The organism is uncultured Streptomyces sp., from assembly GCF_947488945.1.
In the GTDB taxonomy this organism is placed as follows: domain Bacteria; phylum Actinomycetota; class Actinomycetes; order Streptomycetales; family Streptomycetaceae; genus Streptomyces.
Map to the genome: position 1 here is coordinate 388,745 of NZ_CANLBS010000002.1, position 25,268 is coordinate 414,012.

The 25,268-nt window shown below is 71.5% G+C and carries 25 protein-coding genes; 18 read left to right on the forward strand and 7 right to left on the reverse strand.

All coding sequences use genetic code 11. From position 1 onward, the window contains the following. Window positions 1–41 precede the first annotated feature (41 nt). The 14 genes from Q0994_RS03865 to Q0994_RS03930 all read left to right on the forward strand — a co-directional run bounded on the left by Q0994_RS03865 (window position 42) and on the right by Q0994_RS03930 (window position 12,788). The gene (locus Q0994_RS03865; RefSeq protein WP_299529042.1) at window positions 42–689 is read left to right on the forward strand and encodes an L-threonylcarbamoyladenylate synthase; all 648 of its coding nucleotides are present in this window, start codon (window positions 42–44) and stop codon (window positions 687–689) included. Continuing rightward, window positions 686–1,327, forward strand: coding sequence for a protein-tyrosine-phosphatase (locus Q0994_RS03870; RefSeq protein WP_299529044.1), 642 nt, complete (start codon window positions 686–688; stop codon window positions 1,325–1,327). The genes Q0994_RS03865 and Q0994_RS03870 overlap by 4 nt, the downstream gene beginning before the upstream one ends. A gap of 126 nt (window positions 1,328–1,453) precedes the next feature. Beyond that, window positions 1,454–2,731 (forward strand): serine hydroxymethyltransferase, encoded by a 1,278-nt coding sequence (gene glyA, locus Q0994_RS03875; protein ID WP_299529046.1) that lies wholly within the window; start codon window positions 1,454–1,456, stop codon window positions 2,729–2,731. 83 nt (window positions 2,732–2,814) lie between these two features. Further along, window positions 2,815–4,203, forward strand: a complete 1,389-nt coding sequence (locus Q0994_RS03880; protein ID WP_299529264.1) for an MraY family glycosyltransferase — start codon at window positions 2,815–2,817, stop codon at window positions 4,201–4,203. A gap of 265 nt (window positions 4,204–4,468) precedes the next feature. Continuing rightward, window positions 4,469–4,906, forward strand: coding sequence for a hypothetical protein (locus tag Q0994_RS03885; protein WP_299529048.1), 438 nt, complete (start codon window positions 4,469–4,471; stop codon window positions 4,904–4,906). A gap of 225 nt (window positions 4,907–5,131) precedes the next feature. Further along, entirely contained in the window at window positions 5,132–5,953 is an 822-nt protein-coding gene (atpB, locus tag Q0994_RS03890) for a F0F1 ATP synthase subunit A (RefSeq protein WP_299529050.1), read from the forward strand. 72 nt (window positions 5,954–6,025) lie between these two features. Beyond that, on the forward strand, window positions 6,026–6,256 hold the full coding sequence (gene atpE / locus Q0994_RS03895) for an ATP synthase F0 subunit C (RefSeq protein ID WP_030768902.1): 231 nt from the start codon (window positions 6,026–6,028) through the stop codon (window positions 6,254–6,256). 42 nt (window positions 6,257–6,298) lie between these two features. Continuing rightward, entirely contained in the window at window positions 6,299–6,844 is a 546-nt protein-coding gene (locus Q0994_RS03900) for a F0F1 ATP synthase subunit B (protein ID WP_299529056.1), read from the forward strand. Next, a complete protein-coding gene (locus tag Q0994_RS03905; RefSeq protein ID WP_299529058.1) occupies window positions 6,841–7,656 on the forward strand; it encodes a F0F1 ATP synthase subunit delta in 816 nt (271 codons plus the stop codon). The genes Q0994_RS03900 and Q0994_RS03905 overlap by 4 nt, the downstream gene beginning before the upstream one ends. A gap of 137 nt (window positions 7,657–7,793) precedes the next feature. Continuing rightward, window positions 7,794–9,365, forward strand: a complete 1,572-nt coding sequence (gene atpA, locus Q0994_RS03910) for a F0F1 ATP synthase subunit alpha (RefSeq protein WP_299529060.1) — start codon at window positions 7,794–7,796, stop codon at window positions 9,363–9,365. 3 nt (window positions 9,366–9,368) lie between these two features. Next, window positions 9,369–10,286, forward strand: coding sequence for a F0F1 ATP synthase subunit gamma (locus Q0994_RS03915; protein WP_299529062.1), 918 nt, complete (start codon window positions 9,369–9,371; stop codon window positions 10,284–10,286). Continuing rightward, entirely contained in the window at window positions 10,286–11,728 is a 1,443-nt protein-coding gene (gene atpD / locus Q0994_RS03920; protein ID WP_299529064.1) for a F0F1 ATP synthase subunit beta, read from the forward strand. The genes Q0994_RS03915 and atpD overlap by 1 nt, the downstream gene beginning before the upstream one ends. 109 nt (window positions 11,729–11,837) lie before the next feature. Continuing rightward, window positions 11,838–12,212 carry a F0F1 ATP synthase subunit epsilon gene (locus tag Q0994_RS03925; RefSeq protein ID WP_299529066.1) on the forward strand — a complete coding sequence of 125 codons (375 nt, stop codon included), beginning with the start codon at window positions 11,838–11,840 and terminating at the stop codon, window positions 12,210–12,212. A 129-nt stretch (window positions 12,213–12,341) separates the two neighbouring features. Then, the gene (locus Q0994_RS03930) at window positions 12,342–12,788 is read left to right on the forward strand and encodes a DUF2550 domain-containing protein (RefSeq protein ID WP_299529266.1); all 447 of its coding nucleotides are present in this window, start codon (window positions 12,342–12,344) and stop codon (window positions 12,786–12,788) included. 20 nt (window positions 12,789–12,808) lie between these two features. On the opposite strand, the gene Q0994_RS03935 is transcribed toward Q0994_RS03930, so the two are convergent. The 5 genes from Q0994_RS03935 to Q0994_RS03955 form a co-directional block, all read right to left on the reverse strand. After that, a complete protein-coding gene (locus Q0994_RS03935) occupies window positions 12,809–13,630 on the reverse strand; it encodes a class I SAM-dependent methyltransferase (RefSeq protein WP_299529068.1) in 822 nt (273 codons plus the stop codon). Window positions 13,631–13,680: 50 nt separating this feature from the next. Beyond that, entirely contained in the window at window positions 13,681–14,214 is a 534-nt protein-coding gene (locus Q0994_RS03940) for an EF-hand domain-containing protein (RefSeq protein WP_299529070.1), read from the reverse strand. A 273-nt stretch (window positions 14,215–14,487) separates the two neighbouring features. Continuing rightward, window positions 14,488–16,359, reverse strand: a complete 1,872-nt coding sequence (locus Q0994_RS03945) for a glycoside hydrolase family 18 chitinase (RefSeq protein WP_299529072.1) — start codon at window positions 16,357–16,359, stop codon at window positions 14,488–14,490. A 171-nt stretch (window positions 16,360–16,530) separates the two neighbouring features. Next, window positions 16,531–17,172, reverse strand: a complete 642-nt coding sequence (locus Q0994_RS03950; protein WP_299529074.1) for a response regulator transcription factor — start codon at window positions 17,170–17,172, stop codon at window positions 16,531–16,533. Continuing rightward, window positions 17,169–18,365 carry a sensor histidine kinase gene (locus tag Q0994_RS03955; RefSeq protein ID WP_299529076.1) on the reverse strand — a complete coding sequence of 399 codons (1,197 nt, stop codon included), beginning with the start codon at window positions 18,363–18,365 and terminating at the stop codon, window positions 17,169–17,171. Before Q0994_RS03955 ends, Q0994_RS03950 begins: the two co-directional genes overlap by 4 nt. 160 nt (window positions 18,366–18,525) lie before the next feature. Between Q0994_RS03955 and Q0994_RS03960 the strand changes: the two genes are divergently transcribed. Continuing rightward, complete coding sequence (locus Q0994_RS03960; RefSeq protein WP_299529268.1) at window positions 18,526–19,092, forward strand: hypothetical protein; 567 nt, start codon at window positions 18,526–18,528, stop codon at window positions 19,090–19,092. A gap of 18 nt (window positions 19,093–19,110) precedes the next feature. Here Q0994_RS03960 and Q0994_RS03965 read toward each other — a convergent pair whose 3' ends face one another. Next, window positions 19,111–19,683: a cob(I)yrinic acid a,c-diamide adenosyltransferase gene (locus Q0994_RS03965; protein ID WP_299529078.1), complete on the reverse strand. Its 573-nt coding sequence runs from the start codon at window positions 19,681–19,683 to the stop codon at window positions 19,111–19,113. Window positions 19,684–19,992: 309 nt separating this feature from the next. Between Q0994_RS03965 and Q0994_RS03970 the strand changes: the two genes are divergently transcribed. The 3 genes from Q0994_RS03970 (at window position 19,993) to Q0994_RS03980 (ending at window position 24,133) form a co-directional block, all read left to right on the forward strand. Then, complete coding sequence (locus Q0994_RS03970; protein WP_299529080.1) at window positions 19,993–20,847, forward strand: 3-hydroxyacyl-CoA dehydrogenase family protein; 855 nt, start codon at window positions 19,993–19,995, stop codon at window positions 20,845–20,847. Between the two features lie 235 nt (window positions 20,848–21,082). Then, the gene (locus tag Q0994_RS03975; RefSeq protein WP_299529083.1) at window positions 21,083–21,406 is read left to right on the forward strand and encodes an STAS domain-containing protein; all 324 of its coding nucleotides are present in this window, start codon (window positions 21,083–21,085) and stop codon (window positions 21,404–21,406) included. 210 nt (window positions 21,407–21,616) lie between these two features. Next, entirely contained in the window at window positions 21,617–24,133 is a 2,517-nt protein-coding gene (locus Q0994_RS03980; protein WP_299529084.1) for an ATP-binding protein, read from the forward strand. A 269-nt stretch (window positions 24,134–24,402) separates the two neighbouring features. On the opposite strand, the gene nucS is transcribed toward Q0994_RS03980, so the two are convergent. Then, window positions 24,403–25,074 (reverse strand): endonuclease NucS, encoded by a 672-nt coding sequence (nucS, locus tag Q0994_RS03985; protein ID WP_299529086.1) that lies wholly within the window; start codon window positions 25,072–25,074, stop codon window positions 24,403–24,405. Between the last annotated feature and the right edge of the window lie 194 nt (window positions 25,075–25,268).

Genomic DNA, 25,268 nt, shown 5'->3' on the forward strand with positions numbered 1-25,268 from the left:
TTGTTCCCGCCCTACCCGTACCCGCTTGAGGAGGCCGGCTGATGGCACGGCGATACGACTGCAACGACGCGACCGACCGCACGACCGGCCTGCGTGAGGCCGCGTCGGCCGTCCGCCGCGGCGAACTGGTCGTGCTGCCCACCGATACCGTCTACGGCATCGGTGCGGACGCCTTCAGCTCCGAGGCCGTCGCCGACCTGCTCGACGCCAAGGGCCGCGGCCGCAACATGCCCACCCCCGTCCTCATCGGCTCCCCGAACACCCTGCACGGCCTGGTCACCGACTTCACCGAGCAGGCGTGGGAGCTCGTCGACGCCTTCTGGCCGGGCGCCCTCACCCTCGTCGCCCGCCACCAGCCGTCGCTCCAGTGGGACCTCGGCGACACCCGCGGCACCGTCGCCGTCCGCATGCCGCTGCACCCGGTCGCCATCGAACTGCTCACCGAGGTCGGCCCGATGGCCGTCTCCAGCGCCAACCTCACCGGCCACCCCTCCCCGGAGACCTGCGACGCCGCCCAGGACATGCTCGGCGACTCCGTCTCGGTGTACCTCGACGGCGGCCCGACCCCGGGCAACGTCCCGTCCTCCATCGTCGACGTCACGGGCAAGACCCCGGTCCTGCTGCGCGCCGGCGCCCTCTCCGTCGAGGAGCTGCGCAAGGTGGTACCCGACCTCGAGGTGGCCAATTGACCGCCCCTGAGGGGCGTGGCATAGCGGGGCAGCAGGACACATTCCGCATCCTCCACGTCAGCACCGGCAACGTCTGCCGCTCGCCCATCACCGAGCGGCTGACCCGCCATGCCCTGGTGGACCGCCTCGGCGATCCGCTCCAGGGCGGGCTGATCGTGGAGAGCGCGGGCACCTGGGGCCACGAGGGCGCCCCCATGGAGTCCAACGCCGAGGTGGTGCTCGCCGACTTCGGCGCGGACGCCTCCGGCTTCGTCGGCCGGGAGCTGCTCGACGAGCACGTCATCCGCGCCGACCTGGTCCTCACCGCGACCCGCGACCACCGGGCCCAGGTCATCTCCATGGGGCACTCGGCGGGGCTGCGGACGTTCACGCTCAAGGAGTTCACCCGGCTGGTCAGGGCCATAGACCCGGCCACCCTGCCGGACGCGCGCGAGGAGGGCGTCGTCGAGCGCGCCCGCGCCCTGGTCCGCGCCGCCGCCGCGCTGCGCGGCTGGCTGCTCGCCCCCACCGCCGAGGCCGACGAGGTCTACGACCCGTACGGCGCGCCGATCACGTTCTTCCGGTCCGTCGGCGACGAGATCAACCAGGCGCTCGACCCGGTCCTCACCGCGCTGACGGGCGTCCGGTCACCGCACTGACCGCACCCCCGGCGCGCCACTGCGCCGACCGGCTCACGGCCCGCTCCGGCAGCGGGCACCCGGCCCGCACCGGGCCTACATTGGATCTGACGCCAGCACCCCCCTTCCCAGGTCCGGAGCCGTCAGATGCCGGTCACCACTCCCGCCCCGCCGCACGACGCCGGGGCCCTGCTCGCGGCCGATCCGGAGATCGCCGCGGTGCTCCGCGCGGAGGGGGAGCGGCAGGCCGGCACCCTCCAGCTCATCGCCGCCGAGAACTTCACCTCGCCCGCGGTGCTCGCCGCGCTCGCCTCGCCGCTGGCCAACAAGTACGCCGAGGGGTATCCGGGCGCCCGCCACCACGGCGGCTGCGAGCACGCCGACACCGTGGAGCGGACCGCGATCCGGCGGGCGAAGGCCCTGTTCGGCGCCGAGCACGCCAACGTCCAGCCGCACTCCGGATCCTCCGCGGTGCTCGCCGCCTACGCCGCGCTGCTGCGCCCCGGCGACACGGTGCTGGCCATGGGCCTGCCGGCCGGGGGACATCTGACCCACGGATCGCCGGGCAACTTCTCCGGCCGCTGGTTCGACTTCGTCGGCTACGGCGTGGACCCGGACACCGGGCTCATCGACTACGCGCGGGTGCGGGCGCTGGCCCGCGGCCGCCGGCCCAAGGCCATCGTCTGCGGCTCCATCTCCTACCCCCGCCACCCCGACTACGCGCTCTTCCGGGACATCGCCGACGAGGTCGGCGCCCACCTGGTGGTGGACGCCTCGCACCCGATGGGCCTGATCGCCGGGGGAGCGGCGCCGAGTCCGGTGCCGTACGCGGACGTGGTGTGCGCGACCACCCACAAGGTGCTGCGCGGCCCGCGCGGCGGCATGGTCCTGTGCCGGGCGGCGCTGGCCGGCCGGATCGACCGGGCGGTGTTCCCGTTCACCCAGGGCGGTGCGCAGATGCACACCGTGGCGGCGAAGGCGGTGGCGTTCGGCGAGGCGTCGGCCCCGGCGTTCGCGGGGTACGCGCACCGGGTCGTCGAGCACGCGAGGGTGCTGGCGGCGGGGCTGGCCGCCGAGGGGTTCCGGGTCGTCACCGGCGGCACCGACACCCACCTCGTGGTCGCCGACCCCTCGCCGCTCGGCGTCGGCGCCGGCCGGGCGCGGGACCGGCTGGCGGCGGCCGGGCTGGTGCTGGACACCTGCGCGCTCGCGCACGAGCCGGCTCGGACGGTCGCCGGGGGCGACGGCCGGGGGCTGCGGCTCGGCACCGCCGCCGTCACCACGCAGGGGATGGACGCCGCCGACATGGCGCGGATCGCGGTGCTGTGCGGGGCGGTGGTGCGCGGTGAAACCGAACCGGACGCTTCCCGCGTCCTGTCCGACGTGCGGACTCTCGCGGAGCGGCACCCGCCGTATCCGGGGTAGACGATCCTGTGCATCCGTCACCCGTTCCCGGCGGGCGTCGTTGTTGGGGCTAGGGTGTGGGGCTGAGATGGTCGGCGAAATATGTGGGGCAGCCCGTGCGTGATTACCTGCTGACGCTCTGTGTCACGGCCGCAGTTACCTATCTGCTGACCGGACCGGTGCGCAAGTTCGCCATCGTCATCGGTGCGATGCCGGCGATCCGCGCGAGAGACGTGCACCGGGAGCCGACGCCGCGCCTCGGCGGCATCGCCATGTTCGGCGGGCTGTGTGCCGGACTGATCGTCGCCTCCCACCTGTTCAACCTGGGCGGCGTCTTCGAGCTGTCGAACGAACCGCGCGCGCTGCTCTCCGGCGCCGCGCTGATCTGGCTGATCGGCGTGCTGGACGACAAGTTCGAGATCGACGCCCTGATCAAGCTCGGCGGGCAGATGATCGCCGCCGCCGTCATGGTCATCCAGGGGCTGACGATCCTGTGGCTGCCGATCCCCGGTGTCGGCACGGTGGCCCTCACCCAGTGGCAGGGGACGCTGCTCACGGTGGCGCTGGTCGTCATCACGATCAACGCGGTGAACTTCGTGGACGGCCTGGACGGTCTCGCCGCCGGCATGGTCTGCATCGCCTCCGCGGCGTTCTTCCTCTACGCCTACCGGCTCTGGTACGGGTACGGCATCGAGGCGGCGGCTCCCGCGACCCTCTTCGCGGCGATCCTGATGGGCATGTGCCTCGGGTTCCTGCCCCACAACATGCACCCGGCCCGGATCTTCATGGGCGACTCCGGCTCGATGCTCATCGGGCTGGTGCTGGCCGCCGGCGCGATCTCCATCACGGGGCAGGTCGACCCGGACACCATGAAGCTCTTCGAGGGCGGCAGTGAACGGGCGGCGACCCACGCGGCGCTCCCCGTCTTCATCCCGCTGCTGCTGCCGCTGACGATTATCGCCATCCCCGCCGCCGACCTGGTGCTGGCGATCGTGCGGCGGACCTGGAACGGGCAGTCGCCGTTCGCGGCGGACCGGGGGCACCTGCACCACCGGCTGCTGGAGATCGGCCACTCGCACAGCCGGGCCGTGATGATCATGTATTTCTGGTCGGCCCTGATCGCCTTCGGCACGGTGGCCTACTCGGTCCACTCGGCCTCCATGTGGATCATGCTGGGCATCGTGGCGCTGAGCACGGTGGGGCTGCTGCTCCTGCTGATGCCGCGCTTCACCCCGCGTACCCCGGACTGGGCCGACCGGTTCGTGCCGCCGCGCTACCGCAGGCGCCGCCGGGGCGCCCGGGGGAGCGAAGCCGAGGGCGTGGGAGCCGAGGCGGCGGAGCCGGAACATCAGCACGCCGTGTACGAGGCTCCGGCGGCCGGCGCGGAGCGCGAGCACCCGGTCGCCGTCGGGGTCTCCGGCGTCAACGGGGCGACCGCGATCGGCCCCCGTTCGCGTCTGTCCGAACGTCGGCCTGCGGATTCCGCGCGCTGACGTTTCGGTCCCTTCGGCCCATTACCAGACAAGCCGATGCCTCGTCCTGCACACACGCGCGGACTAGCTCTCACGTGTGACAGTTGGCACACTTTCGAGGTAAAGACCTCATCAAATAGTTTGTGATACCGTTCACGAAACCAGGTGACAGGGCCGAAAGACCTCGCGGAGAGGTCCGACCGGCCTCAACCGTCATGTCCGACCGGGCCTAGGCTCGTCCCTGACGAGAACACCCTGCCCACCCCTGTAAAGCGGAGCTGCCGCCATGCCGTCCAACGACGTCCGGACCCTCCTTCAAGCCGCCGTTCCCACCGCAGCCGCCGGCGTCGTCGCCGCAGCGGTCAGCGCGGGCGTGGCCGGCGGCAAGGGAGCAGTCGGCGCGATCGTGGCGGCGCTGGTGGTGATCCTCTTCATGGGGATCGGCCTCGGCGTGCTGCTGCGGGTCGCTCGATCCCTGCCGCACCTGTTCCAGGCCATGGGGCTGATGCTCTACACGGCTCAACTCCTCCTGCTCGTCATCTTCGTCGCCGCGTTCAAGAACACTGACCTGTTCAACCCGAAGGCGTTCGCGATCACCCTGGTCGCGGCCACCCTCGTCTGGATCGGCGCACAGGCGCGTGCGCACATGACGGCCAAGATCCTCTACGTCGAACCCGAGTCCACGCAGGGCGCGAAGCCCGAAAAGACCGGGTCCGCGACGTGAAGGGTAGGGCCGGAATAAAGACCCGGACCGGACCCTGCTATCGTCCGGTTCCAACTGCGGCACTGCGGGCGCGGGCATGTGAGCTGACGCCTGCTCGAACGCGAGGCTCGATGCCCGACTGCCGCTCCCACATCCGTAACACCAGTCCAGTGCCGAACCGCGGCTGCGCGCCGCGCCGACACAACGAGGTTGCCGTACCTATGCGCCACGCTGAAGGAGCCCGCGGTGAGTGCTGACCCGACACAGGTGCTCGCCTTCGAGACCGATTGCCACATCTTCGACGGTTGTGGTTTCCCGGCACCCGGCCTGCACTCGTTCCTGTTCGAGCCCCTCTGGGGCGACGCGGACAGCAACCTGTACTTCAACAAGCCGATGCTGCTGGCCCTGCTCGGCTCGGTCATCATCGTCGGTTTCTTCTGGGCCGCGTTCCGCAAGCCCAAGATGGTTCCCGGCAAGCTGCAGTCCGTCGCCGAGATGGGCTACGACTTCATCCGCCGGGGGATCGTCCACGAGACCATCGGCAAGCGTGAGGGCGAGAAGTACGTTCCCCTCGTCGTCTCGCTGTTCTTCTTCGTCTGGATGATGAACCTCTGGTCGATCATCCCGGTCGCCCAGTTCCCGGTGACGTCGATCATCGCGTACCCCGCGGTACTCGCTCTGATCGTCTACGTGCTGTGGGTCAGCCTGACCTTCAAGCGGCACGGTTTCGTCGGCGGCTGGAAGAACATCACCGGCTACGACAAGTCGCTGGGCCCGGTTCTTCCGCTCGCGATGCTCATCGAGTTCTTCTCGAACCTGATCGTCCGGCCGTTCACGCACGCGGTGCGTCTGTTCGCGAACATGTTCGCGGGTCACACGCTGCTGCTGCTGTTCACGATCGCCAGCTGGTACCTGCTCAACGGCATCGGTATCGCCTACGCCGGCGTCTCGTTCGTGATGGTCATCGTGATGACCGCGTTCGAGCTCTTCATCCAGGCGCTGCAGGCGTACGTGTTCGTACTCCTGACCTGCACCTTCATCCAGGGCGCGCTCGCCAAGCACCACTGAGCACCGCGCACCGACCCTTATTCGTCCGGTGGCCAACCCCCACCGGTCCGTGAAAGAGAAGGAAGAACTGGCATGTCCCAGACCCTTGCTGCCGTCACCGGCTCCCTCGGCTCCATCGGTTACGGCCTCGCCGCCATCGGCCCCGGCGTCGGCGTCGGCATCATCTTCGGTAACGGCACCCAGGCTCTCGCCCGTCAGCCCGAGGCCGCCGGTCTCATCCGCGCCAACCAGATCCTCGGCTTCGCCTTCTGTGAGGCGCTCGCCCTCATCGGCCTGGTCATGCCGTTCGTCTACGGCCCGTGATCCACGGATCCGCGAACAGCCCACTAGACGAAAGGCACTGATATGAGCCAGCTGCTTACGGTCGCGGCCGAGGAGATGGAAAATCCCCTCATCCCGCCGATTCCCGAGCTCGTCATCGGCCTCATCGCCTTCGTCATCGTCTTCGGCTTCCTCGCCAAGAAGCTCCTCCCGAACATCAACAAGGTTCTGGACGAGCGTCGTGAGGCGATCGAAGGCGGTATCGAGAAGGCCGATGCGGCCCAGACCGAGGCGCAGAGCGTTCTTGAGCAGTACAAGGCTCAGCTCGCCGAGGCGCGTCACGAGGCCGCTCGACTGCGCCAGGAGGCGCAGGAGCAGGGCGCCGTCATCATCCAGGAGATGAAGGCGGAGGGCCAGCGTCAGCGTGAGGAGATCATCGCTGCCGGTCACGCCCAGATCGAGGCCGACCGCAAGGCCGCGGCGTCCGCGCTGCGTCAGGACGTGGGCAAGCTCGCCACCGACCTGGCCGGCAAGCTCGTCGGCGAGTCCCTGGAGGACCACGCCCGGCAGAGCGGCACCGTCGACCGTTTCCTCGACGAGCTCGAGGCGAAGGCCGAGGCCGTCCGATGAACAGCGCGAGCCGCGAGGCACTGGCTGCCGCACGGGAGCGCCTCGACGCCCTGACCGACAGCACGTCGGTCGACGCGTCGAAGCTCGCCGACGAGCTGGCCGCCGTCACCGCGCTGCTCCAGCGTGAGGTTTCGCTGCGCCGGGTCCTCACGGACCCGTCGCAGAGCGGCGAGGCCAAGGCCGAGCTGGCGGCACGGCTGCTCGGCGGTCAGGTGGGCGGCGAAGCCGTGGACCTGGTCTCCGGCATGGTCCGTTCCCGCTGGTCGCAGTCGCGCGACCTGGTGGACTCGGTCGAGGAACTGGCGAACACCGCCGACCTCACCGCGGCCCAGCGGTCGGGCGCCCTCGACGACGTCGAGGACGAGCTGTTCCGGTTCGGCCGGATCGTCTCCTCCGACACGGAGCTGCGCTCCGCGCTCACCAGCCGTACGGCCACCACGGCCGCCAAGGGCGAGCTGCTGCGCAGCCTCCTGGGCGGCAGGAGCCGGCCGGTCACCGAGCGTCTCGTCACCCGTCTCGTCACCCAGCCCCGTGGACGTAGCCTGGAGGCGGGACTCGAATCCCTGTCCAAGCTCGCCGCGGACCGCCGGGACCGCACGGTCGCCATCGTCACCTCCGCGGTGCCGCTGAACGACCTGCAGAAGCAGCGCCTCGGCGCGGCGCTGGCGAAGATCTACGGCCGGCAGATGCACCTGAACCTGGACGTGGACCCCGCGGTCCTCGGCGGGATCTCGGTGCGCGTCGGTGACGAGGTCATCAACGGCACCATCGCGGACCGCCTCGACGAGGCGACCCGTCGCATGGCCGGCTGACACCAGCCGTCGCACCACCTGAAGAGCAACACCAGCGGCCCGGTTGGGCCGTGCAGAAATTGCAGAAGATTCCTGGGGGTCGGCCCCCAGACCCCCTTAAGAAACTTCGGGCCCAACAAGGAGAGCAGGGAACCCAGATGGCGGAGCTCACGATCCGGCCGGAGGAGATCCGGGACGCACTGGAGAACTTTGTCCAGTCGTACAAGCCGGACGCGGCCTCGCGCGAGGAGGTCGGTACGGTCAGCGTTGCCGGCGACGGCATCGCGAAGGTGGAGGGCCTGCCCTCCGCCATGGCGAACGAGCTGCTGAAGTTCGAGGACGGAACCCTCGGTCTCGCCCTCAACCTCGAGGAGCGCGAGATCGGTGCGATCGTCCTCGGCGAGTTCAGCGGCATCGAAGAGGGCCAGCCGGTGCAGCGCACCGGTGAGGTGCTCTCCGTCGGCGTCGGCGAGGGTTACCTCGGCCGCGTCGTCGACCCGCTCGGCAACCCGATCGACGGTCTCGGCGAGATCGCGATCGAAGGCCGCCGCGCCCTCGAGCTGCAGGCCCCCGGTGTCATGGTCCGCAAGTCGGTCCACGAGCCGATGCAGACCGGCTACAAGGCCGTCGACGCGATGGTGCCGATCGGCCGCGGCCAGCGCCAGCTGATCATCGGCGACCGTCAGACGGGTAAGACCGCTCTGGCCGTCGACACGATCATCAACCAGCGCGACAACTGGCGCTCGGGCGACGTGAACAAGCAGGTGCGCTGCATCTACGTCGCCATCGGTCAGAAGGGCTCCACCATCGCCTCGGTGCGCGGTGCCCTCGAAGAGGCCGGCGCCCTGGAGTACACGACCATCGTCGCCGCCCCGGCGTCCGACCCGGCCGGCTTCAAGTACCTGGCGCCGTACACCGGTTCGGCCATCGGCCAGCACTGGATGTACGACGGCAAGCACGTCCTGATCATCTTCGACGACCTGTCGAAGCAGGCCGACGCCTACCGCGCCGTGTCGCTGCTGCTGCGCCGCCCGCCGGGCCGCGAGGCGTACCCCGGTGACGTCTTCTACCTCCACTCCCGTCTGCTGGAGCGCTGCGCCAAGCTCTCCGACGACATGGGTGCGGGTTCGATGACCGGTCTTCCGATCGTCGAGACCAAGGCGAACGACGTGTCGGCGTTCATCCCGACCAACGTCATCTCCATCACCGACGGCCAGTGCTTCCTGGAGTCCGACCTGTTCAACGCGGGTCAGCGTCCGGCGCTCAACGTCGGTATCTCGGTCTCCCGAGTCGGTGGCTCCGCCCAGCACAAGGCCATGAAGCAGGTCTCCGGCCGGCTTCGCGTGGACCTCGCCCAGTACCGCGAGCTGGAGGCGTTCGCCGCCTTCGGTTCCGACCTGGACGCGGCCTCCAAGGCCTCGCTGGAGCGCGGCAAGCGCATGGTCGAGCTTCTGAAGCAGCCGCAGTACGCCCCGTTCCCCATGGAGGAGCAGGTCGTCTCGGTCTGGGCCGGCACCACGGGCAAGATGGACGACGTCCCGGTCGAGGACATCCGTCGCTTCGAAGGTGAGCTGCTGGAGTACCTGCGCCGCGAGCGCAAGGACCTCCTGACCAGCATCGCCGAGGGCGGCAAGATGTCCGACGACACGCTGCAGTCGATCGCCGACGCGATCGCCGCGTTCAAGCAGCAGTTCGAGACCTCGGACGGCAAGCTCCTGGGCGAGGGCTGATCGATGGGCGCTCAGCTTCGCGTTTACAAGCGCCGCATCCAAGCCGTCACCGCGACCAAGAAGATCACCAAGGCGATGGAGATGATCGCCGCCTCGCGCATCGTCAAGGCGCAGCGCAAGGTGGCGGCGTCGATGCCGTACGCGACCGAGCTCACCCGTGCGGTGACCGCGGTGGCAACCGGCTCCACCACCAAGCACCCCCTCACCACCGAGGCCGAGGCCCCGGTCCGTGCCGCGGTCCTGCTCGTCACGAGCGACCGCGGTCTGGCCGGCGGCTACTCCTCCAACGCCATCAAGGCTGCGGAGCGGCTCCGGGAGCGCCTCGGCGCCGAGGGCAAGGAGGTCGACACGTACATCGTCGGCCGCAAGGGTGTCGCGTACTACGGCTTCCGCGAGCGCAAGGTCGCGGACTCCTGGACCGGCTTCACCGACAACCCGGCGTATGCGGACGCCAAGGCCGTCGCCGCCCCGCTCATCGAGTCCATCACCAAGGACTCGGCCGAGGGAGGCGTCGACGAGCTGCACATCGTCTTCACGGAATTCGTGTCGATGATGACGCAGAACGCGATCGAGGACCGGATGCTGCCGCTCTCGCTCGCCCAGGTCGAGGAGGAGAGCGGTGCGAAGGGCGAGATCCTTCCGCTGTTCGACTTCGAGCCGTCGGCGGAGGACGTCCTCGACGCCCTTCTGCCGCGCTACGTCGAGAGCCGCGTCTACAACGCGCTGCTGCAGGCCGCCGCTTCCGAGCACGCTGCCCGCCGCCGCGCGATGAAGTCGGCGACCGACAACGCCGGGGACCTCATCAAGAGCCTGTCCCGGCTTGCCAACGCGGCCCGCCAGGCCGAAATCACCCAGGAAATCAGCGAGATCGTCGGCGGTGCAGGTGCGCTGGCCGACGCGTCCGCGGGGAGTGACAAGTAATGACGACGACAGTTGAGACGGCCGTTGCCACGGGCCGCGTCGCCCGGGTCATCGGCCCGGTCGTCGACGTGGAGTTCCCCGTCGACGCGATGCCGGAGATCTACAACGCCCTGCACGTCGAGGTCGACGACCCGGCCGAGGCCGGTGCGCGCAAGACGCTGACCCTCGAGGTCGCCCAGCACCTGGGCGACGGCGTGGTCCGCGCGATCTCGATGCAGCCCACCGACGGCCTGGTCCGCCAGGCCCCGGTGACCGACACGGGCAACGGCATCACCGTTCCCGTCGGTGACATCACCAAGGGCAAGGTGTTCAACACCCTCGGCCAGATCCTGAACGAGCCGGAGGCCGAGGCGCAGATCACCGAGCGCTGGCCGATCCACCGCAAGGCCCCGGCCTTCGACCAGCTCGAGTCCAAGACCGAGATGTTCGAGACCGGCCTGAAGGTCGTCGACCTGCTGACCCCGTACGTCAAGGGCGGCAAGATCGGTCTGTTCGGTGGTGCGGGCGTCGGCAAGACGGTCCTCATCCAGGAAATGATCATGCGTGTGGCGAAGCTGCACGACGGTGTGTCGGTGTTCGCCGGCGTCGGTGAGCGCACCCGTGAGGGCAACGACCTCATCGACGAGATGACGGACTCGGGCGTTCTGGACAAGACCGCGCTGGTCTTCGGCCAGATGGACGAGCCGCCGGGGACGCGTCTGCGGGTCGCGCTGTCCGCCCTGACCATGGCGGAGTACTTCCGCGATGTGCAGAAGCAGGACGTGCTGCTCTTCATCGACAACATCTTCCGCTTCACGCAGGCCGGTTCCGAGGTCTCCACGCTGCTCGGCCGCATGCCGTCCGCGGTGGGTTACCAGCCGACCCTGGCCGACGAGATGGGTGTGCTCCAGGAGCGCATCACCTCGACGCGTGGTCACTCGATCACCTCGATGCAGGCGATCTACGTCCCCGCGGACGACCTGACCGACCCGGCCCCGGCCACCACGTTCGCCCACCTCGACGCGACGACGGTTCTTTCCCGTCCGATCTCGGAGAAGGGCATCTACCCGGCCGTGGACCCGCTGGACTCCACGTCCCGCATCCTGGACCCGCGCTACATCGCGCAGGACCACTACGACACGGCCAGCCGTGTCAAGGGAATCCTGCAGAAGTACAAGGACCTCCAGGACATCATCGCGATCCTCGGCATCGACGAACTGGGCGAGGAGGACAAGCTCGTCGTCCACCGTGCCCGCCGCGTCGAGCGCTTCCTGTCGCAGAACACCCACGCCGCCAAGCAGTTCACCGGCCTGGACGGTTCGGACGTTCCGCTCGACGAGTCGATCGCCGCGTTCAACGCGATCTGCGACGGGGATTACGACCACTTCCCCGAGCAGGCGTTCTTCATGTGCGGTGGCATCGAGGACCTCAAGGCCAACGCCAAGGAGCTCGGCGTCTCCTGAGCCGACGGCTCACCGAGGGGGGTGGGCGTGTCCCGCCCCCCTCACCACGCCCCGTAGAATTGACCCAACACCCGGCCGGTCGGCCGGGTGGTGACCCGAGGAGCCACCCTTGGCTGCTGAGCTGCATGTCGAGCTGGTCGCCGCGGACCGCAGTGTCTGGTCCGGCGAGGCCACCCTGGTCGTCGCGCGCACCACGTCCGGCGACATCGGCGTCATGCCCGGTCACCAGCCGCTTCTGGGTGTGCTGGAATCGGGCCCGGTGACGATCCGCACCAGTGACGGCGGTACCGTCGTCGCCGCGGTGCACGGCGGATTCCTCTCCTTCGCGGACGACAAGCTGTCGCTGCTGGCGGAGATCGCCGAGCTCGCCGACGAGATCGACGTCCAGCGCGCCGAGCGCGCGCTGGAGCGTGCGAAGTCGGACACGGACGCCGCCGCCGAGCGGCGCGCGGACGTCCGACTGCGTGCGGTGTCGGTGCACTAGCACCCCACCGAGCGATGTTTTTACTCAGCCGCGGCCCGAGCTGGAATTATCCAGACCGTGTCGCGGCTGAGGCGATGCAGGTGCGACGCGTTTTTTCGGTTACTCGACGATGCGAGGAGGTCGGTGGAGATGGTCCTCGCGTTGTGGGTGGGGGGTCTGGTCGTCGTACTGGTCCTGGTGGGGCTGTTCGTCTTCGGACTGCGCCGGCGGCTGATCCAGCGGTCCGGCGGCACCTTCGACTGCAGCCTGCGCTGGGACGTCGCGGACGACCCCGACCCGTCCGGCAAGGGCTGGGTCTACGGCGTCGCCCGCTACAGCGGTGACCGGGTCGACTGGTTCCGTGTCTTCTCCTACTCCCCGCGGCCCCGCCGCGCCCTGGAGCGGGCCGCCATCGAGGTGGTCGACCGCCGGCTCCCCGAGGGCGAGGAAGAACTCGCGCTGCTCTCCGATTCCGTCGTGCTCGGCTGTCTCCTGCGGGAGACGCGCCTGGAGCTGGCGATGAGCGAGGACGCCCTGACCGGCTTCCTCGCCTGGCTGGAGGCGGCCCCGCCCGGCCAGCGGGTCAACGTGGCCTGACACCCGCACGGGTGTATTCCTCAGCCCGGTTTCCGCCCCCACGCCGTGAAGACGGCGAGCGAGAGGTCGTGGAAGTCGGGCCGCGCCAGCTCCTCGTACGCCGCCTCGAAGTCGGCGTCGGAGGCGAGCCCGGCCGCGACCATCGCCGCCCGGGACTGCTCCAGGCTGAGCCGCCACCACTGCGCCTCGGTGTCCCCGCCCGAGACCGGCTGGATGCGGGCCTCCATCCCCGTGCCGGTCAGCCCGGCCCGTTGCAGCGGCACCGGCAGGGTGCGCGCCCAGCCGGTGTCCGTCCCCACCGTGCGTTCCAGATGGGTGCGGAAGGCCCGCATCACCGTCCGGTACGCCGGATGCGGGGAGTCCAGCACCGGGAACGAGGCCGGCTCCTCCAGCAGCAGAGTCCCGCCCGGCGCCAGCCACGAGGCGAGCCGGGCGACGACCCGGTCGGGTTCGGGCAGGTGCAGGACGACGTACCGGGCGTGCACCAGGTCGAAGGAGCCGGGCGGGAAGTCGTCGGTGCACACGTCGTGGCGCAGCACCCGCACGCCCAGGTCGCCGAGGTCGGTCAGGAAGCGGGTGTCGAGGTCGGTGACGGTGACCCGGGCGCCCTGCCGGGCCATCCGGCGGGCCACCGAACCGCCCCCGCCGCCCACCTCCAGGACCCGGGCGCCGGGGGCCGGCCGCAGTGCGTCGATCCGGTCGTGGGTGGGGCCGTCGAGGAGCGACTCCAGCAGCTCCAGCCGGTGCCGTTCGGTGGCGAGGGAGTGGCTGAACATCCCGTCGCTGTAGCGGTCCTGGAACGGCACCGGGGCGGGTGGCGCCGCGGTCGTGGATCCGTCCACGGTGAAGGTCCTTCCCTGGTGCGTGGGCCGGGCGGGCGTGGGGCCGGGCGTCAGAGCGCCGGCTCCGGCACCAGCCGGTCGCCGGGGATGCCCGCCTTGTCCGGTGCGTAGAAGTCCCTGATGCCGAGGTCCCAGACGTCCACCGGGATCCGGTCGGCCGGGTCGGGGCCGAAGGCGGTGAACAGGGCGTCGATGTTGGCCGGGCGGAAGCCGATCGCGGTCATCAGGGCGCTGAAGTCGGCGTGCTCGACGCGTCCGTCGCCGTCCGGGTCGCCCAGGACCGAGAGCGCGCGGGCGAATTCGGTGACCGCCGCGTCGAACCGCTCCGGAGACAGGACGCAGGCGCGGTACTCGTCGAAGTCCACCCGGCCGTCCCGGTCGGCGTCCAACTCGGTGAGCAGGGTGCGCCAGTAGGTCGTGAAGGCGTTCCGCATCGCCTCCTTCGCCGCCTCGGAGGCCTCGGGCGCCGCCTCGACGACGTTGTGCGCCATCAGGTCGAAGTCGCGTTCCTCCAGGGCGCCGTTGCCGTCCACGTCGAAGAGGGTGAAGACCAGCCGTACCCGGTCGACCGCTTCCTGCCGCATCGTGTTCCGCCTCACCTCGGTGAGCGGGCCGTGTGCCCGCGCCCCCCAACTCTGCGCGGCGGCACGGTCCCGCACGCCGCGGGCCGCCCGTGTTCACCGGAAGAGGTGGCAACGGGCGGCCCGAGGTTTGGGGCGGCTTCCGGCGGTGCCCGGGGCGGTGCCGGGCGGTTTCCGGCGGTGCCGGGTCGCCGCAGGCCGGACACGAAAGACCGGGGAGACAGGGGGCGGACCTGTCTCCCCGGCGTTTTCGGGGGGTGGCTGTGCGGACCGGTGTTACAGGTTGTTGCCCATGGCCTTCACGAGCTCACCGTTGGCGGTGTCGCCGCTGAACTCCCAGAAGAAGGCGCCGCCGAGGCCCTGGTTCTTGGCCCAGGCCATCTTGGTGGCGATGGTGGCCGGGGTGTCGTAGCTCCACCAGTTGGTGCCGCAGTGGGCGTAGGCGGTGCCGGCGATGGTGCCGGTGACGGGGCAGCTGGTCTTGAGGACCTTGTAGTCCTCGATGCCCGCCTCGTAGGTGCCGGCCGCCGCGCCGGTGGCGGTGCCGCCGGGCGCGGACTGGGTGACGCCGGTCCAGCCGCGGCCGTAGAAGCCGATGCCGAGCAGCAGCTTGGCCGCCGGCACGCCCTGCGCCTTGAGCTTGGCGATGGCGTCGGCCGAGGTGAAGCCGGCCTGCGGGATGCCGGAGTACGAGGTCAGCGGCGAGTGCGGGGCGGTCGGACCCTTGGCGGCCCAGGCGCCGAAGAAGTCGTACGTCATCACGTTGTACCAGTTCATGTACTGCGAGGCGCCGGCGTAGTCCGCCGCGTCGATCTTGCCGCCCGCGGAGCCGTCCGCGGTGATGGCGGCGGTGACCAGGTTGGAGGTGCCGAACTTGGTGCGGAGCGCGGAGGCGAGGTTCTTCAGGGCCGCCGGGCCGCTGGTGTCACAGGTGAGACCGCAGGCGTTCGGGTACTCCCAGTCGATGTCGATGCCGTCGAAGACGTCGGCCCAGCGCGGGTCCTCCACCAGGTCGTAGCAGGACTGGGCGAACGCGGCGGGGTTCTGCGCGGCCTGGCCGAAGCCGCCGGACCAGGTCCAGCCGCCGAAGGACCAGAGGACCTTGATGTGGGGGTACTTGGCCTTCAGCTTGCGGAGCTGGTTGAAGTTGCCGCGCAGCGGCTGGTCCCAGGTGTCCGCCACGCCGTCCACCGACTGGTCGGCGGTGTAGGCCTTGTCGTAGTCGGCGTAGGCGTCGCCGATGGTGCACTTGCCGCCGGAGACGTTGCCGAAGGCGTAGTTGATGTGCGTGATCTTCTCGGCGGAACCGGAGGTGACCAGGTTCTTCACGTGGTAGTTGCGCCCGTAGACGCCCCACTCGGTGAAGTAGCCGAGGTTGATCTTGCTGCCGGGGTTGGGGTTGGTGGTGCCGCCCCCGGTGGTGCGGACCTTGACGGCCGCGGAGACCGGACCGGTCTGGTCGGCGGTGTCACGGGCCTGAACGGTGTACGAGTAGTCGGTGCCGGCGGTGAGGCCGGTGTCCGTGTACGTCAGCGTGGTGACGGTGGCGACCTTGGCCCCGTCGCGCAGCACGTCGTAGTTCTTGACGCCGTTGTTGTCGGTGGCGGCGGTCCAGGAGATCTTCGCCGAGGTGTCGGTCACGGCGCTCGCGGTGGGGGTGCCGGGCGCGCTCGGAGCGCTGTCGCCGGGGACGCTGCCGCCGTCGCAGGAGGCGCCGTTGAGCTTGCAGCCGGCGGGGGAGCCCGTGCCGGAGCCGTTGAAGCCGAAGCTGATGCTCGCGCCGGCCGCGAGGGAGCCGTTCCAGCCGAGGTTCTTCGCGGTCCAGTGGTCACCGGAGTTGGTGACCGTGGCGTCCCAGGCCGAGGTGACCTTGGTGCCGGAGGGGAAGTCCCACTCGACGGTCCAGGAGGAGAGCGCCGTCGTGCCGGTGTTCTTCACCGTCCACTGGCCCTCGAAGCCGGTGCCCCAGTCGGACTTCTTGACGTAGGTCGCGGTCGCGGAGGTGGCCGCCTCGGCGGGGGAGGCGAGGCCCACCATCGCGGCCAGCGGCAGCAGCAGTGCGGTGAGGCCCGCGACCGCCTTGGAACGGGTGGTGCTTCTGAACGGCCGGCCGAATCTTGTTCGGCGTCCGGGGGTCTCGGTGCTCAACGGTGCTCCTCGGGTGAGGTCCGACAAACGGGGGTGGTTCGTGGACTGCAGACCCTGCGCCGCCCTGAGCGCGCTTTGTCATGGCGTGCTCACCGCAGTGTTGTTGCGGTGAGACTAGGAAGGTCTGGACCAATCGTCAAGAGGTCTGGACCAAGGGCGGAAGCTTCGGGTTCACACGCCCGACTCCCGCGCCAGCACCGCGGCTTGGGCCCGGCTGCGCAGTCCGAGCTTGGCCAGCAGGCGGCTGACGTGCGTCTTCACCGTCGTTTCCGCCATCGAGAGCCGGTCCGCGATCTCCGCGTTGGAGAGCCCCTCGCCGAGCCGGCCGAGCACCTCGCGTTCGCGCGGGGTCAGCACGTCCAGCACCGCGGGGTCGGCCGTGCGCGCGGACGCCGTCCCGGCGAACTCCGCGATCAGACGGCGGGTCACGGCGGGGGCGATCATGCCCTCGCCCCGCGCCACCGTACGGACCGCCGCCAGCAGGTCGTGCGCGTCGGTGCTCTTCAGCAGGAACCCGGCGGCTCCCGCCCGCAGCGCGCCGAAGACGTATGCGTCCAGGTCGAAGGTGGTCAGCACCAGCACGTCCGCGAGGCCTTCCGCCACCACCTGCCGCGTCGCCGACACCCCGTCCAGCCGGGGCATCTGCACGTCCATCAGCACCAGGTCGGGCCGGAGCGCACGGGCCAGCCGCACGGCGGCCTCGCCGTCACAGACCTCGCCCACCACCTCGATGTCCGGCGCACTGCGCAGGATCAGCACCAGTCCGGCGCGCACCGACGTGTGGTCCTCGGCCACCAGCACCCGGATCGTCACCGCCCCATCATCCCCTCCGCCGCCGGCAGTTCGGCCCGCACCCGCCACACTCCGCCTCCGTCCGGCCCGTCCGCCGGCCCCGCCTCGAACGTGCCGCCCAGCAGCACCGCCCGCTCCCGCATGCCGACCAGCCCGGCCCCCGAACCCGGCGCCCGCGGCCGCTCCGGGCCCCCGTACACGCTGGTCACCTCCACCCGCAGCACCCCGCCGGCGTCGCCGAGCCGCACGGTCACCGGACCCGGCGCGGCGTGCTTGAGGGCGTTGGTCAGCGACTCCTGGACGATCCGGTACGCGGCCAGCTCCACCGGCGCGGGCAGCCGCTCCCGCGACCTCCGCCCGTCCTCCAGCACGCAGACCAGCCCGCCGGAGGCGGCGTTGGCCCCGGACAGCCGGACCAGTGCCTCCAGCCCGGACAGCGCCGGCGCCGCGGCCGGCTCCCGGTGGTCCTCGGCCGTCCGCAACAACCCGATCAGACGGCGCATTTCGGCCAGTCCCGCCACGCTGTTCTCCCGGACGACGCCCAGTGCGTCCCGCGAGGCCGCCGGGTCGTCCAGGGACAGCGCGGCGGTCGAGTGGATGGCGATGGCGGAGAGGTGGCCCGCGACCATGTCGTGCAGTTCCCGCGCCATCCGCGACCGCTCGGCGGTCACCGCCTGGGCGCGGTCCATCTCCGCCAGCAGCGCGGTCTGCTCCGCCCGCAGCCGCGCCGCGTCCGCCGCGACCCGGTGGGTGCGCACGCCGGCACCGGTCAGGGCCGGCAGCACCGCCACCATCCCGACCACGACGCCGATCAGCAGCGCCTCGGCGGGCCGCAGCCAGGCCAGGCACCCGATCGTGACGGCCACCGTCACCAGCGACGCGGCCGCCGGGACGCGCCGGGCCGCCGACGCAGTGCCGTACACCACCGCCGCGTAGGCGAGATCGGTGAACATCACCACCGTGGCGAGATTGCCCGGGGTGAGCTGGTCGGCCGTCAGGGCCACCACGCCGAGGGCCACCGCCGTCGCCGGCCGTACCCGCCGCAGCAGTTCCAGCGCGGCCATCGCGGCCAGCGGCAGCAGGGCGCTCCACGGCGCGCCGAAGGGCCGGCCGGCCTGGAGGCCGAGCCCGGCCAGCCACATGAGCAGACCGCCGGACAGGCCGCAGACCGCGATCAGCACGTCGGCACGGTGGGGGCGCGATACGGGAGCCACGCGCCCCATCCAACACGCCGTGCCCGTCCATCGGCATCGGCCGTGACGCGCGGAGGACGGGGGCCGCATCCGTCGAAGGATGCAGTCCCGGCTCGTCACCGCCGACGACGACTGCGGCCCCGCCGGCCGGGATGCTGGAAGGGAACGGGAGGAGAAGACGGTGATCGTCACCCTGATCGTGCTCTGCGAGATCGGCTTCTGGGTGCTGCTGGCCGCCGGGCTGGCCCTGCGCTACGGAGCCCGCAGGCCGAGGCTCGGAGCCGCCGTGCTGCTCTGCGAACCGGTGCTGGAGGTCGTCCTGCTGGTGGTCACGGCGATCGACCTCAAGAACGGCGCCGCGCCCGACTGGAAGCACGGACTGGCCGCCGTCTACATCGGCTTCACGGTCGGCCTCGGCCGCTCGACCATCACCTGGGTCGACGCCCGCGTCGCCCACCGCTTCGCGGGCGGTCCCGCCCCGGTGAAGCCGCCGAGGTACGGCCGGGACCGCGCCCTGCACGAGTGGCGCGTCGCCGCCCGCTGGATCCTGGCCGCAGGGGTGGCTGCGGCCCTTCTCCAGGCCGCAGCCTGGTACGTCGGCGGGGACGGGGACGTCAGCTCCCTGCGGGCCTGGCAGTACCGGACGGGGTTCGTGGCCGCGATCAATCTGGTCATCGCCACGAGCTACACCCTCTTCCCCAAGCGGGCCCCGGCGGGCGGCGCCGCACGGACCCGTGCGGACGCCTGAAACCCCGCGAGCCGCTGGTCAGCGTTCGCCGCCCGGCACCCACAGCACGTCGCCGACCTCCTTGTTCGCCGTCCTGGCAAGGATGAACAGGAGGTCGGACAGACGGTTGAGATAGGTCGCCGTGAGCGCGTTCATGGTCTCGCCGTGCACCTCCAGCGCCGCCCAGGTGGACCGCTCCGCCCGTCGCACCACCGTGCACGCCTGGTGCAGCAGCGCCGCCCCCGGCGTCCCGCCCGGCAGGATGAAGCTCCGCAGCTTCTCCAGGTCCTCCAGGAAGCGGTCGCAGTCGGCCTCCAGCTTGTCGACGTAGCCCTGTTCGACGCGCAGCGGCGGGTACTGCGGATTCTCGACCACCGGCGTCGACAGGTCCGCGCCCACGTCGAACAGGTCGTTCTGGACCCGCACCAGGACCTTCACCACGTCCTCGTCGAGCCGCCCCAGCGCGACGGCCGCCCCGATCGCCGCGTTGGCCTCGTTGGCGTCGGCGTACGCGGCGATCCGCAGATCGGTCTTGGCGGTACGGCTCATGTCACCGAGCGCGGTGGTGCCCCGGTCGCCGGTACGGGTGTAAATGCGCGTCAGATTGACCATGCCGTCAGGGTAAGCGCGGGCGCGGCCCCGAGCCGTGTCGCGCACGCCACACACCTGCCGCGCACCCCCGCGCGACCCGTCCGCCGAAGCGGCCGTCGAACGCGCGTCGGGGACGGCCGCGCCCAACTGCGCCCGGCATGCCACCGGGTGGCCCCGTCGGTGTGATGTCCGTCATGTGAGACGTGACGCGCATCTCTTCACGGTCACATCGTCCGTTCCGGGCACTAATCTCCGCCGGAGAGCATGGACAGCCGGGCGGGACGACGTCCGGGACGACAGCAGTGCCGAACAGAACCGAGGGGTGCCAACGTGGCCAGGAAGCTCGCCGTGATCGGAGCCGGACTCATGGGGTCGGGCATCGCCCAGGTCTCGGCCCAGGCGGGCTGGGACGTGGTCCTGCGCGACGTCACGGACGCGGCGCTGACCCGCGGACTCGACGGGATCAAGGGCTCGTACGACAAGTTCGTGGCCAAGGGGAAGCTGGCCGGGGCCGACGCCGAGGCCGCCCTCGGACGCATCACCGCCACCACCGATCTGGACGCCGTCGCCGACGCGGACGTGGTGGTGGAGGCGGTCTTCGAGCGGCTCGACGTCAAGCACGAGATCTTCCGCTCCCTGGACCGGGTGGTCCGCGAGGACGCCGTGCTCGCCTCCAACACCTCCGCGATCCCGATCACGAAGATCGCGGCCGTGACGGAGCGTCCGGAGCGGGTGGTCGGGGTGCACTTCTTCTCCCCGGTCCCGATGATGCAGCTCTGCGAACTGGTGCGCGGCTACAAGACGAGCGACCAAACCCTGGCCGCGGCCCGCGAGTTCGCCGAGTCGGTCGGCAAGACCTGCATCGTCGTCAACCGGGACGTGGCGGGCTTCGTCACCACCCGGCTGATCTCCGCCCTGGTCGTCGAGGCCGCCAAGCTGCACGAGTCGGGCGTCGCGTCCGCCGAGGACATCGACACCGCCTGCCGGCTGGGCTTCGGCCACGCCATGGGCCCGCTCGCCACCGCGGACCTGACCGGCGTCGACATCCTGCTGCACGCCACCTCGAACATCTACACGGAGTCGCAGGACGAGAAGTTCGCCGCCCCGGAGTCGATGCGCCGGATGGTCGACGCCGGTGACATCGGCCGCAAGAGCGGGCAGGGGTTCTACACCTACGGAACGTGAGCGGCGCCCTCGTCCCCCCGGTCCCGCCACCCGGGGCCCGGAGGGGGCCGGCCCCCGGGGCGGGGCGCGGACGGCGGGCCCGCCGGGCGTCCGCCGGTGCGCCCGGATCACCCCGCGGAGTGAATTCGGTATCGGTTCGCTCACGGGCGGCAACCACGCCTTCGCCGCCGCGGTCCATGCGGGCAGTGTCGGAACGGACAGACGGAACTCGCTACGGAGTACATCGGGAGCGCATATGCACATCAGGGGCGATCATGCCGAGCTGGTCGTCGGGGGCCGCCTCGACGTCCGGAGCGCGGCGGACGCCCGTACGTCGCTGCACGCCGCCGTCGACGGGGGCACCGGGGATCTGCTGCTGGACCTGAGCGAACTGGACTCCTGGGACGCCACCGGACTCGGCGTCATCATGGGCGTGCACCGGCGCGCGGGACGCGGCGGCCGCCGCCTGGTGCTGCGCGGTGTGCCGCCCCAGATGCAGCGCCTGCTGGTCGCGACCCGGCTGCACCGCATCCTCTCCATCGAGGGCGGTCTCGCCGCGGAGTCCCTGCCGCGCGTCTGAGCTGCGGGCGCTCCGGCGGACCCTCCCGGTCCGCTTCGGGTGGCCATGCCCGCGCCGTACCACCCCCCGCCGGTCCGCCGGACACCGGGACGGTCTAAGGTTCGCCCGTCCGCCGATCGACCAACCCGGGGCGGACACCGAACCGTGAGCGACAGCGGTCCGTACGGTGCCGGTGGGGCGATCGTGCGGCGCGTATGGGGGACTTGGACGATGGACCCGACATCCCGGGACCCGGAGCACTTCACCGGTGAGCCCGGCACGTCCGGCGACTCCGCGAGCCGCAAGAGACCGCCCCGCGACCCGCTGGCGACCGAACCGGCCCCGCCGACCGGCGCGCAGGCCCGCGTCGTGCAGGTGATATCGGGCGACCTGCTGCTGACGGTCAACCCCGTCGACGGCACCGAGGCCGAGCAGCTTCCGCCCGGCGAGCGCGCTCCGGCCCCCGTGCGGCGGACCGCCGAGGAGCGCGCCGACCACGAACGCGCCGGGTCGCCCCCGGTGCCGCCCGGCCCGCCCGCCCCCCAGCTCCCGCTGCTGGAGCGTCAGGAGGAGCGCGAGCAACTAGTCCGGCTGCTCTCCCGCGGCCGCTCGGTCCGGCTCACCGGCCCCGCCGGATCGGGCCGCACCGCGCTGCTGGAGGCCGTCGCCGCCGACTGCGCCGATCTCGCGCCGGACGGCGTCGTACGCCTGAACGGTCACCGGCGCACCGTCACCGATCTGCTGCACGCCCTGTTCTCCACCGTCCACCGGGCCCCGCTGTACCGGCCCGACCGCGAGGAACTGCTCGCCCTGCTCGGCGGCGTCGGCGCGGTGGTCGTCGTCGACGACCTGGAGTGCGGTGGCGCCGCCCTGGACGAACTGCTCGACGCCACCCCCGAGTGCGCCTTCCTCTTCTCCGCCACCCCCGACCTGGACACCGGCGACGTCGTCGAAGAGGTCTTCCTCGGCGGCCTCAGCCGGGCCGCCGCCACCGACCTGCTGGCGCAGGTCGTCGGCCGGCCGCTCTCCGAGGACGAGTCGAACTGGGCCGGCGACCTCTGGTTCGAGTCCGAGGGGCTGCCGCTCCGCTTCGTCCAGGCGGGCGCGCTGCTCAGCCAGCGCGACCGGCTGACCGAGGAGCACGCCGACCCCGACGAGTACAACGCCTTCGAGGAACGCCCGGCCGGCCCGCCGCCCGTCTCCCTGCTGCCCGCCTCCGGCACGCACCCCGGCGACGACACCCCACTGCCCAGCATCGGCGAGGGTGCGGCGCCCTCCCTGCTGCTCGCCTCACGGCTCAGCGAGGCCGCCCGGGACACCCTCCGCTTCGCGGTGGCGCTGGGCGGCGAGGTGCCGCACCAGGCGCACCTGCCCGCCCTCGTTGGCCACACCCACGCCGACGCCGCCCTCGGCGAACTGGCCGGCTGCGGGCTGCTCTCCCCGGCGGGCTCCCGCTACCGGCTGGCGGCGGGCGTCCTCGCGCAGCTCGAAGCCGGCGGCTACGGCGACGACGCCGTCGAGCGGGCCCGTACCGCGGCCCAGCACTACGCCTGGTGGGCGGGCCACCCGTCGGTCACCGTCGAGCGGGCCGCGGCGGAGTCCGACGCCGTGCTCGCCTCGATGGCGCGACTGGTCCCCGGCTCCGAGGCCGGCCAGGCCGGCACGGTCGTCCTGCTGGCCCGCCGGGCGGCCCCGGCGTTCGCGGCCGCTCTGCACTGGGGCGCCTGGGAGAAGGTGCTGCGGATCGGTCAGGAGGCCGCGCGGATCGCCGGAGAGGTCGCCGAAGAGGCGTACTTCCACCACGAACTGGGCGTACTGGCCCTCTGCGGCGGTCATCTCGACCGGGCGCGCGCCGAGTTGGAGACCTCCATCGGGATGCGCGGGGCGCTCGCCGACAAGTCGGGAGCGGTCACCGGACGGCGCGCACTGGCACTGGTCTCGGACCGTGCGGGCACCCCCGCGGCCGGGAGCGCCGCCCTCGCCGCGGGCGGGGCGCCCACCGGCCGGCCCGAACCCGTGGCTCCGGCGCCCCTGGGTCTGACGGCCCCGACCGCCGTGCTGCCGACGCCGCGCGACGCGGTGGTGGTGGACGCGGTGCCGCTCGCCCCCGCCGCGCAGTCCGCCGGTCCGGCGGCCCGCCTGTGGGGCGGGGTGCGCAACAACCTGGTCGCGGTCGGCGCGGGCGCGCTGCTGGTCGCCGTGCTCGGCACGGTGGTGACCCTCGGCGCCACCTCGGGCAGCGAGGAGGCCGACGGCCGCGACGCCACTCCGGGCCAGTCGGTCACGGAGGACGGCGGCGACGACGGGGGCCCGTCCCCGGAGGACACCCCGCAGGACGACGGCGTACCGGGGGAGACCGCACCGAGCGGCAGCGCCTCCGCCTCGCCCGGTCCGTCCGGCTCGGCCACCACTCCGACGGGCACCCCGTCGCCCGGAGCCACCGCCTCACCGTCGCGGACGAGCCCGGCGGACGGCGGGGAGCAGGACGGTAACGAGGGCGGTGACGGGGACGGGGACGGGAACGAGGACCCGACGGGCGGGAACACCGGAACCGACGGGTCGACGCCGCCGGAATCCGAGTCGTCCGGACCCGCGACGCCCACGCCGACCACCTCGACCTCGCCGGCGCCGACACCCACCATTCCCACTCCCACGGACACCGGGACGACCGGTGGCGAGGAGGAGTCGGCCTCGGCCAGCGCCTCGCAGTCGCTCGCGGACCCGACGGCCACCGCACCGATCGTCTGACGCCCCGTCCGGGCGGGGTGGTCCGGGGCGGGCCGTCCGGACAGGGCGGTCCGGGCTCGTCCGGGCGGGGCAGTCCGGGGCGGGCCGTCCGGACGCCCCGCCCCGGACGGCCTGGCCGCTGGACGACGACGCCCGGAGCCCCGTCCCGAAAGCAGCGGACACGGGCGACGGCCGTGCGCGACACCGGGCCCCGAAACGTCCGCCCGAAACCCCGATTACCGGACTTTCCCGCGCGGCTCCAGGGGCGGGGGTGAACCGGGCGAACGCCCTCAGAACAGGCGGAGTTTGTCGTCCTCGATGCCGCGCATCGCGTCGTAGTCGAGCACCACGCAGCCGATCTTGCGGTCGGTCGCCAGCACGCGCGCCTGGGGCTTGATCTCCTGCGCGGCGAAGACGCCGCGCACCGGGGCGAGATGGGGATCGCGGTTGAGCAGTTCCAGGTAGCGGGTCAACTGCTCGACCCCGTCGATGTCGCCCCGCCGCTTCAGCTCCACGGCGACCGTGCCGCCGTCCGCGTCCCGGCACAGGATGTCGACCGGCCCGATGGCGGTGGGGTATTCGCGGCGGACGAGGGTGTAGCCCTCGCCCAGGATCTCGATCCGGTCCGCGAGCAGTTCCTGGAGGTGCGCCTCCACACCGTCCTTGATCAGGCCGGGGTCCACGCCCAGTTCGTGCGAGGAGTCGTGGAGGATCTCCTCCATCGTGATGATCAGTTTCTCGCCCGCTTTGTTGATCACGGTCCACACGCCCGCCTCGTCACCCGCGCCCTCCTTCAGGGTGCAGGGCGGCGACATCCAGTTGAGCGGTTTGTACGCACGGTCGTCGGCGTGGATGGAGACGCTGCCGTCCGCCTTGACCAGGATGAGACGGGGCGCGGAGGGCAGGTGGGCGGTGAGCCGGCCCGCGTAGTCCACGGAGCAACGGGCGATGACGAGACGCATGGTCGGCAACGCTACTCGACGTCCGGCGGTGCATGCGACCGCCCCTTGCGTCCCTCCCGTCCCGCGGGTATGCACCGCGGGCTTGTCCGCCTTTGTTCCCGCCCGTCATTGGCCGGTTGTGTTCCCATTCTCCTGGTGCGGTCGGGACTGCGCCCTTACCGTGGATGCAGGAGGTCGCCGCCCGTGTACCCTGC